The sequence below is a fragment of the Halomonas sp. PBN3 genome (genome assembly GCF_000475415.1).
Taxonomy (GTDB): Bacteria; Pseudomonadota; Gammaproteobacteria; order Pseudomonadales; family Halomonadaceae; genus Halomonas; species Halomonas shengliensis.
In genome coordinates, this window is sequence record NZ_AXCA01000163.1 from 13,024 (window position 1) to 27,728 (window position 14,705).

The 14,705-nt window shown below is 70.7% G+C and carries 12 protein-coding genes and 1 pseudogene; 10 read left to right on the forward strand and 3 right to left on the reverse strand.

Annotation, left to right across the window (positions count from 1 at the left end):
• Positions 1–55 precede the first annotated feature (55 nt).
• From Q673_RS28815 to Q673_RS28825, 3 genes and pseudogenes are all read left to right on the forward strand, one after another.
• Positions 56–1,555 (forward strand): NAD-dependent succinate-semialdehyde dehydrogenase, encoded by a 1,500-nt coding sequence (locus tag Q673_RS28815; protein ID WP_023006195.1) that lies wholly within the window; start codon positions 56–58, stop codon positions 1,553–1,555.
• A gap of 175 nt (positions 1,556–1,730) precedes the next feature.
• Positions 1,731–3,158, forward strand: a complete 1,428-nt coding sequence (locus Q673_RS28820; RefSeq protein ID WP_023006196.1) for an aspartate aminotransferase family protein — start codon at positions 1,731–1,733, stop codon at positions 3,156–3,158.
• Between the two features lie 143 nt (positions 3,159–3,301).
• A pseudogene (locus tag Q673_RS28825) lies at positions 3,302–3,986 on the forward strand (haloacid dehalogenase type II).
• Between the two features lie 92 nt (positions 3,987–4,078).
• On the opposite strand, the gene Q673_RS28830 reads toward Q673_RS28825, so the two are convergent.
• Positions 4,079–5,035, reverse strand: coding sequence for a sulfurtransferase (locus Q673_RS28830; RefSeq protein WP_023006198.1), 957 nt, complete (start codon positions 5,033–5,035; stop codon positions 4,079–4,081).
• A gap of 270 nt (positions 5,036–5,305) precedes the next feature.
• Between Q673_RS28830 and Q673_RS28835 the strand changes: the two genes are divergently transcribed.
• From Q673_RS28835 to Q673_RS28845, 3 genes are all read left to right on the forward strand, one after another.
• A complete protein-coding gene (locus Q673_RS28835; protein WP_023006199.1) occupies positions 5,306–7,681 on the forward strand; it encodes a hypothetical protein in 2,376 nt (791 codons plus the stop codon).
• Positions 7,682–7,780: 99 nt separating this feature from the next.
• Complete coding sequence (locus tag Q673_RS28840; protein WP_023006200.1) at positions 7,781–8,119, forward strand: hypothetical protein; 339 nt, start codon at positions 7,781–7,783, stop codon at positions 8,117–8,119.
• A gap of 82 nt (positions 8,120–8,201) precedes the next feature.
• A complete protein-coding gene (locus Q673_RS28845; protein WP_023006201.1) occupies positions 8,202–8,768 on the forward strand; it encodes a DinB family protein in 567 nt (188 codons plus the stop codon).
• Here Q673_RS28845 and Q673_RS36980 read toward each other — a convergent pair.
• Both Q673_RS36980 and Q673_RS35605 read right to left on the reverse strand, forming a co-directional pair.
• Entirely contained in the window at positions 8,742–8,885 is a 144-nt protein-coding gene (locus Q673_RS36980) for a hypothetical protein (protein ID WP_235048515.1), read from the reverse strand. The two genes, Q673_RS28845 and Q673_RS36980, sit on opposite strands and share 27 nt — an antisense overlap.
• A 15-nt stretch (positions 8,886–8,900) precedes the next feature.
• Positions 8,901–9,314 carry a TIGR04282 family arsenosugar biosynthesis glycosyltransferase gene (locus Q673_RS35605; RefSeq protein ID WP_023006202.1) on the reverse strand — a complete coding sequence of 138 codons (414 nt, stop codon included), beginning with the start codon at positions 9,312–9,314 and terminating at the stop codon, positions 8,901–8,903.
• Positions 9,315–9,558: 244 nt separating this feature from the next.
• Here Q673_RS35605 and Q673_RS28855 point away from each other — a divergent pair, with 244 nt between their 5' ends.
• The 4 genes from Q673_RS28855 to Q673_RS28870 all read left to right on the forward strand — a co-directional run bounded on the left by Q673_RS28855 (position 9,559) and on the right by Q673_RS28870 (position 14,656).
• Positions 9,559–11,007 (forward strand): NfeD family protein, encoded by a 1,449-nt coding sequence (locus Q673_RS28855; protein WP_031218248.1) that lies wholly within the window; start codon positions 9,559–9,561, stop codon positions 11,005–11,007.
• A 54-nt stretch (positions 11,008–11,061) separates the two neighbouring features.
• Complete coding sequence (locus tag Q673_RS28860) at positions 11,062–11,865, forward strand: slipin family protein (protein ID WP_023006204.1); 804 nt, start codon at positions 11,062–11,064, stop codon at positions 11,863–11,865.
• Positions 11,866–11,969: 104 nt separating this feature from the next.
• The gene (locus Q673_RS28865) at positions 11,970–12,848 is read left to right on the forward strand and encodes a DMT family transporter (RefSeq protein WP_023006205.1); all 879 of its coding nucleotides are present in this window, start codon (positions 11,970–11,972) and stop codon (positions 12,846–12,848) included.
• 317 nt (positions 12,849–13,165) lie between these two features.
• The gene (locus tag Q673_RS28870; RefSeq protein WP_023006206.1) at positions 13,166–14,656 is read left to right on the forward strand and encodes a SulP family inorganic anion transporter; all 1,491 of its coding nucleotides are present in this window, start codon (positions 13,166–13,168) and stop codon (positions 14,654–14,656) included.
• The last annotated feature ends 49 nt before the right edge of the window (positions 14,657–14,705 follow it).

Below are 14,705 nucleotides of genomic sequence, written 5' to 3' on the forward strand. Positions count from 1 at the left end.
TTCTTTCGTACTGGCCCACCATGTCGATCCGGCCAGTGCTCAGGGGAGGTGCCGCATGAACATGAAGCTGTCCAGGACGCTGTCCACGATGCTCGACGATCCGCGTCTGTTCCGTCAGTACGCCTATGTCGACGGCAAGTGGACCCACGGCGACGGTGGCCGCGAGGAGGCCGTGATCGATCCCGCCACCGGCGAGGTGATCGGGCATATCCCGTGGCTCGAGGCGGACCAGATTCGTGCCGCCGTGGACGCCGCCGAGGCCGCCTTCGTGCACTGGCGCGCCCTGCGTGCCGACGAGCGCTGCGAGCGCCTGCTGGCCTGGTACGACCTGCTGCAGGCCAACCGCGAGGACCTGGCCACCATCATGACCCTGGAGCAGGGCAAGCCGCTGCCGGACGCCCGCGGCGAGGTGGAGTATGGCGCCAGCTTCGTGCGCTGGTTCGCCGAGGAGGGTAAGCGCACCTTCGGCGAGACCATCCCCAGCCACATCCCCAACGCCGCCCTGGGTACCATCAAGGAGCCGGTGGGCATCGCCGCGCTGATCACCCCGTGGAACTTCCCGCTGGCGATGATCACCCGCAAGGCCGCCGCCGCCATGGCCGCCGGCTGCCCGGTGATCGTCAAGCCCGCCGGCGAGACCCCGTTCTCGGCGCTGGCGCTGGCCGAGCTCGCCGAGCGCGCCGGGATCCCCGCCGGGGTCTTCAATGTGGTGCTGGGCGAGCCCGCCGAGGTGTCGAAGATCCTGTGTGCCGAGGATCGCGTCAAGGCGCTCTCCTTCACCGGCTCCACCCGGGTCGGCCGGCTGCTGCTGGAGCAGAGCGCCAACACCGTCAAGCGCGTCTCGCTGGAGCTGGGCGGCAACGCCCCCTTCATCGTCGGCCCGGATATGGATCCCCGGGAGGCGGCCTTCGCCGCGGTGGCGGCCAAGTTCCAGACCGCCGGCCAGGACTGCCTCGCCGCGGACCGCATCCTGGTCCACGAGTCGATCCATGACGCCTTCGTCGAACACTTCGCCGAGCGCATGGCGGCGCTGACCGTGGGCAATGGCCTGGACAGCGAGATCGACCTGGGCCCGCTGATCCACCGCCAGGCGGTGGAGAAGGCCGCGGCTATCGTCGACGACGCCCTGGCCAAGGGCGCCACCCTGGTGGCCGGCGACCAGAGCCAGGCGCCGGGCGAGAACTTCTTCATGCCTACCCTGCTCAGTGGGGTAACCCATGACATGAAGATCTGGTACGAGGAGAGCTTCGCCCCGGTCGCCGGCATCACCGCCTACGCCGACGACGACCAGGTGATCGAGATGGCCAACGACACCGAGTACGGCCTCGCGGCCTATATCTACACCCACGACATCCGCCGCATCTGGAAGATCATGCGCGCGCTCGAGTTCGGCATGGTCGCGGTGAACTCGGTGAAGATGACCGGCCCCCCGGTGCCCTTCGGCGGCGTCAAGCACTCCGGCCTCGGCCGCGAGGGCGGCATCACCGGCATCGATGAGTACCTGGAGACCAAGTACTACTGCCTGGGTGCCCTGGGCTCGGTTTCCGGGAGCTAACCGCACTTCCGAGACTGGCCAGGCCCGCCGGTAGTGGCTCCTGGCGAGAGGCGCCGGGACAGCCTTGAGCACGTTCCGCCGGCTGCGATGGCCTTCGAAGATTGATGGTTTGCCTATTTGACTGACCCTTCTCCCCGGCGGGATGCCGGGGAGCCTTGCTAACAGAGAGAACGATATGAGCCAGCAGCATCAGGACCTGATCGACCGCGACCGCAAGGTCACCTTCCACGCCTCCTCTCACCTGCGCGACTTCGCCCATGGCGACGCGCCGGGCCGCGTGATCACCGGCGGCCAGGGCATCACCATCCGCGACAAGGACGGCCGCGAGTTCATCGATGGCTTCGCCGGGCTCTACTGCGTCAACATCGGCTACGGCCGCACCGAGGTGGCCGAGGCGATCTACCAGCAGGCCCTGGAGCTCTCCTACTACCACACCTACGTGGGCCACTCCAACGAGCCGCAGATCGCCCTCTCCGAGAAGATCATCGAGCTCGCCGGGCCCGGCATGTCCAAGGTCTATTACGGCCTGGGTGGCAGTGACGCCAACGAGACCCAGCTCAAGCTCGTGCGCTACTACAACAACGTGCTCGGTCGCCCGCAGAAGAAGAAAGTGATCTCGCGCATGCGCGGCTACCACGGCTCGGGCCTGGCCACCGGCTCGCTGACCGGCCTCAAGGCATTCCACGACCAGTTCGACCTGCCCATCGAGGGCATCCTGCACACCGAGGCGCCGTTCTACTACCAGCGTGCCGCCGAGCTGGAGGGCATGAGCGAGCGCGAGTTCTCCGCCCACTGCGCGCAGAAGCTGGAGGAGATGATCCTGGCCGAGGGGCCGGAGACCGTCGCCGCCTTCATCGGCGAGCCGGTGCTCGGCACCGGTGGCATCGTGCCGCCGCCGGAGGGCTACTGGGCGGCGATCCAGGCGGTGTTGGCGAAGTACGACGTGCTGCTGATCGCCGACGAGGTGGTGTGCGGCTTCGGGCGTATTGGCGCCGACTTCGGCAGCCACCACTACGGCATCAAGCCGGACCTGATCACCGTGGCCAAGGGGTTGACCAGCGCCTACCAGCCGCTCTCCGGGGTCATCGTCGGCGATCGCGTCTGGCAGGTGCTTGAGCAGGGCACCGGCCAGTACGGCCCCATCGGCCACGGCTGGACCTACTCCGGGCATGCCCTGGGCTGTGCCGCGGCGCTGGCCAACCTCGAGATCATCGAGCGCGAGAAGCTGACCGAGAACGCCGCCGATACCGGCGCCTACCTGCAGCGTGCCATGGCGGACGCCTTCGGCGACCATCCCATCGTCGGCGACGTGCGCGGCGTGGGCATGCTGGTGGCCCTGGAGTTCTCCGCCGACCCCGAGAAGCGTACGGACTTCGACCCGGCGCTCAAGGTGGGCCCGCGCATCGCCGCCGCGGCCCTCGACGAGAACCTGATCGCCCGCGCCATGCCCCAGGGCGACATCCTCGGCTTCGCGCCGCCGCTGATCGCCACCCGCGACCAGGTCGACGAGATCGTCGCACGCGCCCGTCGCGCCGTGGACAGGGTGACCGACGCGCTGGTGCGCGAGGGTGCCCTCAAGGCGGTGACCGCCCCCGTCGCCTGATCCGGCGTTCAGCCTCCTCGGCCTTCGGTCCCTCTCGTCGCCGCGGGCCCGTCCCGCGGCGACGTCGTTGACGGGGAGGCTTGCCTCGCCGGCCGGGCTGGCACACCCTCTAGGCATCGACACCCGGTGAAGGAGCGCTTCCCATGGCACAGGTCCTGGCCTTCGACGTCTACGGCACCCTGATCGACACCCACGGGGTGGTCACCGAACTGGAGCGGCGGCTCGGCGCCCTGGGCAAGGCCGAGCTGGCGCCGGAGTTCTCGCGGCGCTGGCGCGACAAGCAGCTGGAGTACAGCTTCCGCCGCGGCCTGATGGGCGCCTATGCACCCTTCGGCCGCTGCACCGAGGAGGCGCTGGTGTTCACCGACCGCGCGCTCCAGGCCGGCCTCTCCGAGAACGACCGCGACCACCTGATGCAGGTCTACGCCGAGCTGCCGGCCTTCGCCGAGGCCGAGGTCGCCCTGACGCGGCTCGCCGAGGCCGGCGTGATCTGCGTGGCCTTCTCCAACGGTACCGCCGCGGCGGTGGAGGGGGCTGCTCGAGCAGGCCGGCCTGCGCCGCCACTTCAGCGAGGTGGTCAGCGTCGACGAGGTCAGGCGCTTCAAGCCGGATCCCGCGGTCTACGCTCACCTGCGCCATCGCCTCGAGAGCGAACCCGGCGATACCTGGCTGATCTCCAGCAACGCCTTCGACGTCATCGGCGCGCGCTATGCCGGCCTCCATGCCGCCTGGGTGCGGCGCAGCCCGGAGGCGCCCTTCGACCCCTGGGGCATCGAACCCGACCTCACCGTCACCGACCTCGAGGCCCTGGCTGAGCGACTCGGCTGAGCGGAGGCACCCAACACGCCGAGGCCCCGCGAGCTTGGGCTCGCGGGGCCTCGTGGGGCCTCGTGGGGCGTGCCCTTGGGACTAGCAGGCGCTCAGTCGACCAGCTCGCCCACGCTGACGGTGCCGCGCTCGGCCAGCTGCAGCGGACGGTCATCGTCGCGGGTCCACTCGGCCATGGAGCCGTCGTACATGCTGACGCTCTCCAGGCCGCCCACCTCGCTGAGCTGGAACCAGCCGCTGGCGGCCCAGTGGCCGGTGTTGCAGAAGGCCACGGTGGGGGCCTCCGGGTCCAGGCCGAGAGCCTCGATGTTGGCCTTGAGACGCTCGGGGTCGAGGTAGTAGGCGCCATCACGCTCGACCAGGGCGGCGTGGTGAGGCAGATTCACGGCGCCGGGAATCGTGCCGGGAGCACGTGCGGCGGGCGACTGGGTCTCGCCGCGATAGAAGTCCACCGGACGGGCATCCACCAGCGCCGCGTCACTCTCCCTTGCGGCCTCGACCTCGGCGGTGGTGGCCAGCAGGTCGTCCTGTAGGCGGCCTTCGAAGTCGCTGGCCGTGATGGCGTCCGGAGTGCCCGAGGCGACCTCGAAGCCCTGGGCCTGCCAGCCGGCGACGCCGCCGTTGAGGATGGCCACCTCGTCATGTCCCAGCGCCCTGAAGGTCCAGTAGACCCGTGCGGCGCTGCCGAAGTCGGTGGGCCCGGTGCCGGCGGCGGCCACCACCACGGTGTCGTCGTTGTCGATACCCAGCTCGCCGATCAGCGTCTCCAGCGCCGACACCTCCGGCATCAGCCCGGCCACGCCATCGCGGCTCTCGCGCCAGCCGGCGTCGGTATAGCTGGAGTAGCGGCTGCCCGGGATGCGGGCCGCCTCGAAGCTCTCGCGGTCGCCGCCGTCGTCGATGGAGGAGCGCACGTCTAGCACCACCAGGTCCTCCTGGCCCAGCTGGTCGTTCAGCCACTCGGCCTCCACCAGGGGGGAGGGGTGCAGGGCGTGGGCCTGGCCGGCCACCGCCAGGGCGCCGGCGGCGATGATCAGTCGGGATCTCATGGCGGATCCTCCTCGTAGGGGATGGGGAGACCGTCAATGCTGCAACGAAGCGGCGCTCCCTCGCCAAGAAGGTTTCCTGTTTCTGTTATTCTTAAAAAGAATACAAAGCCTCATTAATAGAGGTGTTAGGGTGATATTTGTGCCGCCCGGCGCCCCGCGGGGGCGACAGCGTCGCCTCGACTTGCTATGGCTGTAGGGAGCCCCGCAAGGGCGCCGCGTTCCGGCGCCCCGGCCAGAGGCCGCCGACCGGCCCCACAGGAGGAGAGCCCCATGCCCCGAGAGATGAACCCGGCGAGCGTCCCGCGCCGCTTCTGGCTCAGCGGCCAGCGTGCCGCCGAGCAGGACCGCTTCTTCCGCGAGGCGCTGGAGGTGCAGGGCTGGGAGGAGGGCGACGAGACCCACTGGGACGCCGCCTGGGTCACCGGCATGCCGGCCCCGGCGCAGTTCCGCCGTGCCGCGCCGCGGCGCAAGCTCAACCATTTCCCGGGCAACGCCGCCCTGACCGTGAAGAGCCGCCTGCACGATAGCCTCGCCGCACTGCGCGCGCGGCTGGTCGACGGCTACGGCGCGGCGCATCCGCTGACCGCCCGGCTCGACTTCTTCCCCCGCGCCTGGGCCATGCCCCGCGACGTCCAGGCGCTGCAGCTCGCCGCCCTGGCGGCTCCCGCGTCCCGCTGGATCGAGAAGCCCACCAACGCCTCCAAGGGCAAGGGGGTGCGGGTGCTGCGCGACGTGGCCGAGGCGACGACGGCGTCGGACCACCTGGTCCAGGCCTACCTGGACCGCCCGCATACCATCCGCGGCCACAAGTACGTGCTGCGCCTCTATGTGCTTATCAGCTCGCTCACCCCGCTACGGGTCTACCTCTACCGCCAGGGGTTCGCCAAGTTGGCCTCGGAGCCCTGGGATCCCGAGGATGCCGACAACCCCTTCAGCCAGCTCACCAACCCCGACATCAACGCCCTCAACACCCGCGCCGAGGTGCCGGTGGAGTTCATCGACCTCGCGCGCTACCGCGCCTGGCTGCGCGACCAGGGGCATGACGACGCGGGCCTCTTCGCCCGGCTGCGCGACCTGGTGGGCCTCACCGTCATCTCCGCGGTGGACGACCTGCGCCGCCGGGGCCAGGAAGTGGGCGCCGATCCCCGCGGCGGCTACGAACTGCTGGGGCTCGACTGCCTGGTCGACGCCGACCTCAAGCCGTGGATCCTGGAGTGCAACCTCAGCCCGTCGCTGGGCACCTGCGCCGCCCCCGAGGATGGCGGCCGGGTCGAGGAGCGCATCAAGGGCGAGCTGGTGCGCGACATGCTCGCGCTGGTGGATGTCGCCGGCGATCACCCGTCGGCCGAGGGTCGCGACGCCGCGACCCTGCTCGCCGAGGCCCGGGCCGAGGAGTGCCGGGCCGGCGGCTTCGAGCGGCTGCTGCCGGCGGATGACCCCGAGCGCTACCTGCCCGTCTTCTCGCTGCCGAGCCGGGCCGACCTCACCCTGGCCGAGGCGATGGCGGGGCGCGACCTGCCGCGTCCGCGGCTGGTGCGCCGTCGGGTGGCGGAGTTCCATGAGGAGGATCGCCTGGCCCTCTATGCCGAGGCGAGCGGCCGTCTCTATCGTCCCAACGACGCCGCGGCGCTGATCTGGCTGCTGGCCACCGAGGGGCTGGACCCCGACGCCATCGCCGCGACCCTCGCCGAGGCGAGCGAAGCGTCGGCGTCGCTGGAGGCGCTGCGCGACACCGTATGGTCGACCCTGGGGGAGTGGTGCCGTGAGGGCCTGCTCTGCCAGGGCCAGGAGCAAGCCCAACCCCAGGAGGCCGATAATGATAAGCAGGGGGGCGAGGCGCCCGCCGAGGCGAGCCCCTCCCACTGGCGGCTGCGCTTCGACGACCAGGGCGTGGGGCTGATGCTGCCCGACGCCGCCGTCGAGCGGCGCCTGGCAGAGGCCTTCGGCGAGCGGCTCTCTCCCGCGTCGTCGCAGACGGCGGCCGCCGAGGCAGCGTTGCACCTGGCGGTGCTGGCGACGCCGAACGGCTATGCGCTGGCCCAGGACGGACGCCTGGTGGCGAGTCGGCTGACCCTGGCCGAGGTGGTGCCGGCGCTCGGCACGCGGCTGCTGAGCCGCGCCGCCCGCGCCGAGGCGCCGGTGCTGGACCTGGTCTGGTGGTCTCCGGCGCCCGGCCAGGCGACGCTGCTGGCCCTGGGTGACGCGGCCCAATGCCTGCCGTCGGGCCTGCACGGCGAGGCCAGCCGCGGCGTGCGCCTGGTGGTCGATGGCGGGCAGCCACGCCTGGAACCGCTGGGCCTGCCCCTGGCGGGGCATCCCGCCGGGGCCACCTCCGCGCGGGGGGCGGCCGAGGTGCCGCTGGTGGTGATCCAGGGCGATGGCGAGGGCGAGGAGGCCGGCCCGCCTCGTCCGCTCGCCCGGCTCGAGGCCCTGGCCGCGCTGCTGCCGCTGGCCCATGGCCCCGGCGAGGCGGCGCCGTCGGCCGCGGCGATGGCGGGTCTCGATGCCTGGCTGGAGGGTATCGTCTGCCATGAGGTCGCCTCGAGACTGGGTCCGGAGCGCCTGGTCGCCTGGCGGCTGGCTCGCGGTGGCGCCACCCGCGAGGAAGCGAACGATGCAGCGGCCGATGCCTCGGTCGATGCCTGAGCAGCGGGAGTCCGGCTCCCCCTGTCGAGGAGGCATGCCGCCTTCTCGCCCGAGGGCAGGGCGTGACCCTGCCCGCGACACCCTGACGGAGGTCATGTCATGACGGAAGCAGACCATCAACGCAAGACCCTGATCGAGCGGCTCGGCCGTCGGCTGGGGCATGCCGCGCCCGCCCTGGCGCTGGTCGCCAGCGGTGCGGCGATGCAGGCCGTGGCCGATGCGCCCACCGAGCCCGCCTACACCAGCGGCCAGGAGGCCCCGCTGATGCTCGCCGAGGCCCACGCCGAGGGCGGTGCGGAAGGTGGCGCCGAGGCCGGCGGCCACGACGACGAGGAGGCCCAGGGCGAAGGCGAGGCCGAGGGCCACGCTGAAGGTGAGGCCGAGGGCCAAGGGGAAGGTCAGGCCGAGGGAGAGGCCGAGGGAGAAGGCGCCTACTGACGCCACCCCTCTCGAGGCCACCCAGGCGCCGTGCCGGCCCATGTGACCGGCGCGGCGTCACCACCACCGGAGGTGCATGCCCATGAGCCAGACCCACGCGCCACCCCGTCTCGACCCCCTGGTCGAGGAGGGGCTCTGGAGCCTCCAGCAGCTGGAGGCCTTCCTGGCCTGCCTCTCTCCGGCGCAGTACCGCCACCCCTTCGACGCCGCGGGCAGGCAGACCCTGGGGCGCCACCTGCGCCATATCCTCGATCACTACCAGGCCCTGCTGGAGGGCATCGGCGCCGGGCGCGTCGACTACGAGAGCCGGTCGCGCGACCCTCGCCTGGAGCGCGACCCGCAACAGGCGCTGGCGCGCCTCGCCGAGATCCGCCGTGGCCTGGCGCGCCTCACCGAGCCCTCTGCCACGGGGCTGTCGCTGACCTATCCGGTCGCGGAGGGGAGCGTCAGCCAGTCGCTGGCCACCAGCCTGGCCAGGGAGCTGGCCTTCCTGACCAGCCACACGGTGCACCACATGGCGCTGCTGGGGCTGCTCGCCGAGCGCCTCGGGGTGGTGCTGCCGAAGGATTTCGGCGTCCACCCCTCGACCCTGCGCCATTGGGACCGTGAGGCAGAGGCCCTGTCACGGTCGCTGCCGCTTGGCGCCTGACGGAGCGGGACCTCGCCGCCAGCGCTCGAGGTCCTCGGGGCGGTCGAGGTCCCACACGGTGGCGGGGCAGGCGAGCCGCCAGCCCAGGGTCGCGAGGCGTTCACGGGTATCGGCCATCACCGTCTCGCCGCCCTAGGCGATCTCCGTGAACAGGCTGGGGTGGGCCTGGTGCAGGCCGAGCAGGGCGTAGCCGCCATCCTCGGCGGGCAGGCAGACGGCGTCGTGGGTCGCCAGCGCCGCGGCGCAGCGTTGGAGCAGCGCCGGGGTCAGCGCGGGACAGTCGCTGCCGATCACCATGGCCGGCCCCGGCGTCAGCGCCTGGCGCATGCGCTCGCCGAGGTCCCCCTCGGGCTGTGGGCGCCGGGCGATGCCGTGGCGCGCGAGCCAGACGTGGTGGTGGGCCAGGCCGGTGTCGGCCATGGCGCGCAGCGCGCTCACCCCCCGGTCGTGGCCCGTCTCGGCGAGCGCTCGGGTCAGCGCCTCGGCGAGCGCCGGGTCGAGGGCACCCGGATCCTGGCCGGGGGCGGCTTGGCGGGTCTGGGGCATCGGGTTCCTCGCGGTCGGCAGCGAACTCTGGCGCCTACCATACCGCCATCTGCGGTCGTTTGCCGGTCCGCCGGTGGCCGATGGCGCGACAGGCTGTCGCGCCCGGCGCCGGGGGTTTGCCAGCCCGCTCGCCCGCCGCCTACGCTGATAGCCGACAGACGGCGCGCCGTGCACTGAACCCGGCGGCGCGCCGGGACTCTCACGACATGAGCCTCCGCACCGGGGGCGCCGCTGGATGAACGCCATGCCCCCACGCCTTGCCGCCCTGATCGGGCGCCGCCTGCCGCTATTCGGCCTCGCCTGCCTGGCGCTGGGGCTAGTGCTGCTGGCCGGCCAGGCCGCGGTCCAGGCCCAGCAGGAGGAGCGCACGGCGTTGGTGATGACGGTGGAGGGGGCCATCGGCCCCGCCACCGCCGACTACTTCCGCCGCGGGCTCGCGCGCGCCGCCGAGGCGGACGCCGAGCTGGTGGTGGTGGAGATGGATACCCCCGGTGGCCTGGACGCCGCCATGCGCGACATGATCCGCGACATGCTCGCTTCACCCGTGCCGGTGGCGATCCATGTCACCCCGGCCGGCGCCCGGGCGGCCAGCGCAGGCACCTACCTGCTCTACGCCAGCCATGTCGCCGCCATGGCCCCGGCCACCCACCTCGGCTCGGCCACGCCGGTGCAGCTGGGCGGGGGCGGCCTGCCGGGTCTCGGCGGTGGCGAGGGCGAGGAGGCAGACACCGGCGAGGAGGAGCAGGCGGCCGAGGATCAGCCCCAGGCTCCAGACGGCGAGGCGAGCGACGCGCCCCGCCGCGGCGAGACCGCCATGGAACGCAAGGTGCTCGAGGACGCCGTGGCCTATATCCGCGGCCTGGCCGAGCGTCATGGCCGCAACGCCGACTGGGCCGAGGCGGCGGTGCGCGAGGCGGTCAACCTTACCGCCGAGGCGGCGCTCGAGGCGAACGTCATCGACGTGGTGGCCCGGGACCTCGACGAGCTGCTGGCGAGGATAGACGGGCGCAGGGTGGTGATGGAGGCGGGCGAGCGCACCCTCGCCACCGCGGGGCTCGCCATCGAGCGCTTCGCTCCCGACTGGCGCACCGAGCTGCTGTCGGTGATCACCGACCCCAACGTCGCCTACTTCCTGATGATCATCGGCTTCTACGGGCTGATCTTCGAGCTGGCCAATCCGGGCAGCCTGGTGCCGGGCACCATCGGCATCATCTGCCTGCTGCTGGCGCTGTTCGCCTTCCAGGTGCTGTCGGTGAACTATGCCGGCCTGGCGCTGATCCTGGTGGGGCTGGCGCTGATCGTGGGTGAGGCGCTGATGCCCAGCTTCGGCATCCTCGGTATCGGCGGCATCGCCGCCTTCGTGATCGGATCGGTGATTCTGATGGATGCGGAGAGCCTGAGACTCTCGCTGCCGCTGATCGGCGGCGTGGCGCTGATCGCCTCGGCGCTGATGCTGTGGGTGCTACTGCGCTTCGCCGGCCTGCGTCGGCGGCGCGCCCGCACCGGGCAGGAGGAGCTGATCGGCCACAAGGCCGTGGCGCTGGAGGACTTCTCCGGCAGCGGCCATGTGCGCCTGATGGGCGAGCGCTGGAACGCACGTGCCAGCGAGCCGGTGAGCCGGGGCCAGACGCTGCGGGTCACCGCGGTGGACGGCCTGACCCTGGAGGTGGTGCCGCTGGCGTCATCTGGGTAAAGCAAACGGGGAGACGGCAGCCGCCGTCTCCCGATCGTTCAAGGAGTGGCAACCATGCTGATTTCCTATCTCGTTCCCGTGGTCCTGGTGGTGATGCTGCTCGCCGCCTCGATCCGCATCCTGCCGGAGTACAAGCGTGGGGTGGTGTTCTTCCTGGGGCGCTTCCAGTCGGTGAAGGGACCTGGGCTGATCATCATCATCCCCGGCATCCAGAAGATGGAGGTGGTCGACCTGCGGGTGGTGACCATGGACGTGCCCGAGCAGGACGTGATCTCGCGGGACAACGTCACCGTCAAGGTCAATGCGGTGCTCTACTTCCGGGTGGTGGACCCCGAGAAGGCGATCATCCAGGTAGAGAACTTCACCCAGGCCACCAGCCAGCTGGCCCAGACCACGCTGCGTTCGGTGCTCGGCAAGCACGACCTCGACGAGATGCTCTCCGAACGCGACAAGCTCAACGACGACATCCAGGAGATCATCGATGCCTCGGCGGAGAACTGGGGCATCAAGGTGGCCAACGTCGAGATCAAGCATGTCGACCTCGACGAGAGCATGATCCGCGCCATCGCCCGCCAGGCCGAGGCGGAACGCGAGCGGCGCGCCAAGGTGATCCACGCCGAGGGTGAGCTGCAGGCCTCGCGCAAGCTGGTCGAGGCGGCCAACGTCATGGCCGAGAATTCCGCCGCGCTGCAGCTGCGCTACCTGCAGACCATGAGCGACATGAGCAACAAGAACGCCTCCACCATCGTCTTCCCGCTGCCCATGGACATCATGGAGGCCTTCAAGCACATGCAGGCCTCCGCGGCGAACCGTCCGGCACGGCGTCCTGACGCCGATGGAGGCGGCGGCCCGGCCTGACCCCGTGCCAAGGCGGAGCCGTCATGGCATCCTGAGGCGCCCTGTCCGTCCACGAGGTTGCCTTGACGCCTTCCCCTCTCGGGCGCCGCCAGCAGGGTCTGCTGATGACCGGCGGCGGCGCCCTGATCATTTCCCCCGACGCCCTGCTGATCAAGGTGATCGGCCTGCCCGACGCCGAGATCCTCGTGTGGCGGGGCCTGCTCACCGCGCTGGGCTTCATCGCCATCGTGGTCGCCCGCCACGGGCGCGGGGCGCTCGCCGCCTACCGCCGCTGTGGCTGGACCGGCATCGGCGTGGCGCTGCTTTTCAGCCTCTCCACCTTCGGCTTCGTGCTGGGCAACCAGTACACCCGTGGCGGCAACGTGCTGATGATCCTGGCCGGCGCCCCGCTGATCGCCGCGTTGCTCTCGCGGCTCTTCCTGCATGAGCGCCTGCCCCGGCGCACCTGGCTTTCGATCCTCGCCTGCCTGGTGGGCATCGCGCTGATCGCCCTCGACGACGCGGGGGTCGGCTCCTGGCAGGGCAACGCCTTCGCCCTGCTTGCCGCCACCGCCATGGCGGCCAACTTCACCCTCTGCCGCACCCGCCAGGGCGTCGACATGAGCCCCATGCTGACCCTGGCGGGGCTGATCGTGGCGGCTCTCGCGGCGCTGCATGGCGTCACCGGTCCCGGTCTCACGCTGCCCACCGGCGCCACCCTGGGGTGGCTGCTGCTGCTCTGCCTGGGGCTGCTGCCGCTGGGCTTCACCCTGTTGCAGCGCGGCCCGCTCTACCTGCCCGCTGCCGAGGTGGGGCTGTTGATGCTGCTGGAGGTGGTGGTCGGCACGCTCTGGGTGTGGTGGCTGCTCGGCGAGCGCCCGACGCCGGCCGCCTTCGCCGGTGGCGCCCTGGTGCTCGGCAGCCTGTTGGCGAAGGGGCTGGTGGACCGGCGGGTCGAGCGTCGCCAGCGGGCGCTGGGTGCAGCGCAGCACGAGCCCTGCTAGAATGCCGCGCTCCTGTTACCCGTAGCCTTGGCCCTTCGTCCGATGACTCCCAAGCCCATGAAGACACCCCCGGCAGGGCGGGTCACGCCGCCCTAGCGCATCCTCCTTATCATCCCGCGATGATGCCGTCTTCGGCGCGTCATCGCGCGACGTCATCCTGATGGCCCGGGCGCCCCGGCGCGCCCTCCCGGCTCGTGACTCACGCCCGTTCCCCGTGCGGCCTTTCGGCCACCGCCCCCTCGACGGGGCGGCCGTGACGCATGATCGACAGGTTCCGACGCCTCACGGCCCCTCCATCCCCCTGACCGGACCGCAGCATGTACGAAAAGATGAAACAGAGCTGGTTCTCCAACCTCAAGGGCGACATCCTTTCGGGGATCGTCGTCGCCCTGGCGCTGATCCCTGAGGCCATCGCCTTCTCCATCATCGCCGGGGTCGACCCCAAGGTGGGCCTCTACGCCTCCTTCTCCATGGCGGTGATCATCGCCTTCGCCGGCGGTCGTCCCGGGATGATCTCGGCGGCCACCGGCGCCATGGCGCTGCTGATGGTCACCCTGGTCAAGGAGCACGGCCTTCAGTACCTGCTGGCCGCCACCCTGCTCACCGGCGTGCTGCAAATCCTCGCCGGGTACCTGCGCCTCGCCGACCTGATGCGCTTCGTGTCGCGCTCGGTGGTCACCGGCTTCGTCAACGCCCTGGCGATCCTGATCTTCATGGCCCAGCTGCCGGAACTGACCGGGGTGACCTGGCACGTCTACGCCATGACCGCGGCCGGCCTGGCGATCATCTACGGCTTCCCCTACCTGCCGGTGATCGGCAAGTCGCTGCCGTCGCCGCTGGTCTGCATCCTGGTGCTCACCGCCGTCTATCTGGCCACTGGCATGGAGATCCGCACGGTGGGCGACATGGGCGAGCTGCCCGACAGCCTGCCGGTGTTCCTGTGGCCCGATGTGCCGCTCAACCTCGAGACCCTGATGATCATCCTGCCCTACTCGGTGATGCTCACCGTGGTGGGCCTGCTGGAGTCGATGATGACCGCCACCATCGTCGACGACCTGACCGACACCCCGAGCGACAAGAACCGCGAGTGCAAGGGGCAGGGCCTGGCCAACATCGGCACCGGCCTGATCGGCGGCATGGCGGGCTGCGCGATGATTGGCCAGTCGGTGATCAACATCAAGTCGGGCGGGCGGACGCGGCTCTCCACCCTGGTGGCCGGCGTGGCGCTGCTGCTGATGGTGGTGTTCCTCTCCGACTGGGTCTCGCGGATCCCAATGGCGGCGCTGGTGGCGGTGATGATCATGGTCTCCATCGGCACCTTCAGCTGGGAGTCGATCCGCGACCTCAGGAAGCACCCCATGAGTACCAACCTCGTCATGCTCGCCACCGTGGCGGTGACCGTGGGCACCCACAACCTGGCCATCGGCGTCTTCGTGGGCGTGCTGCTCGCCGCCATGAACTTCGCCAACAAGGTGGGCAATATCCTCTATATCGGCAGCGAGGAGGCCGATGAGGGGCGTCATCGTATCTACCGAGTGGTGGGGCAGGTGTTCTTCGCTTCCTCCGAGCGTTTCGGCAATGCCTTCGACTTCAAGGAGACCGTGGAGAAGGTGACCATCGACCTGTCCCGGGCCCATTTCTGGGACATCACCGCCGTCCAGGCCCTGGACCGAGTGGTGATCAAGTTCCGCCGCGAGGGCACCCGGGTGGAACTGGTCGGCCTCAACGAGGCCAGCGCCACCATCGTCGACCGCTACGCGGTGCACGACGATCCCGAGGCGGTGGAGAAGCTGATGGGCGGCCATTGACGGCCACCACGATCAGGGAGAACGTGACACCATGACCCGACACGCCAGC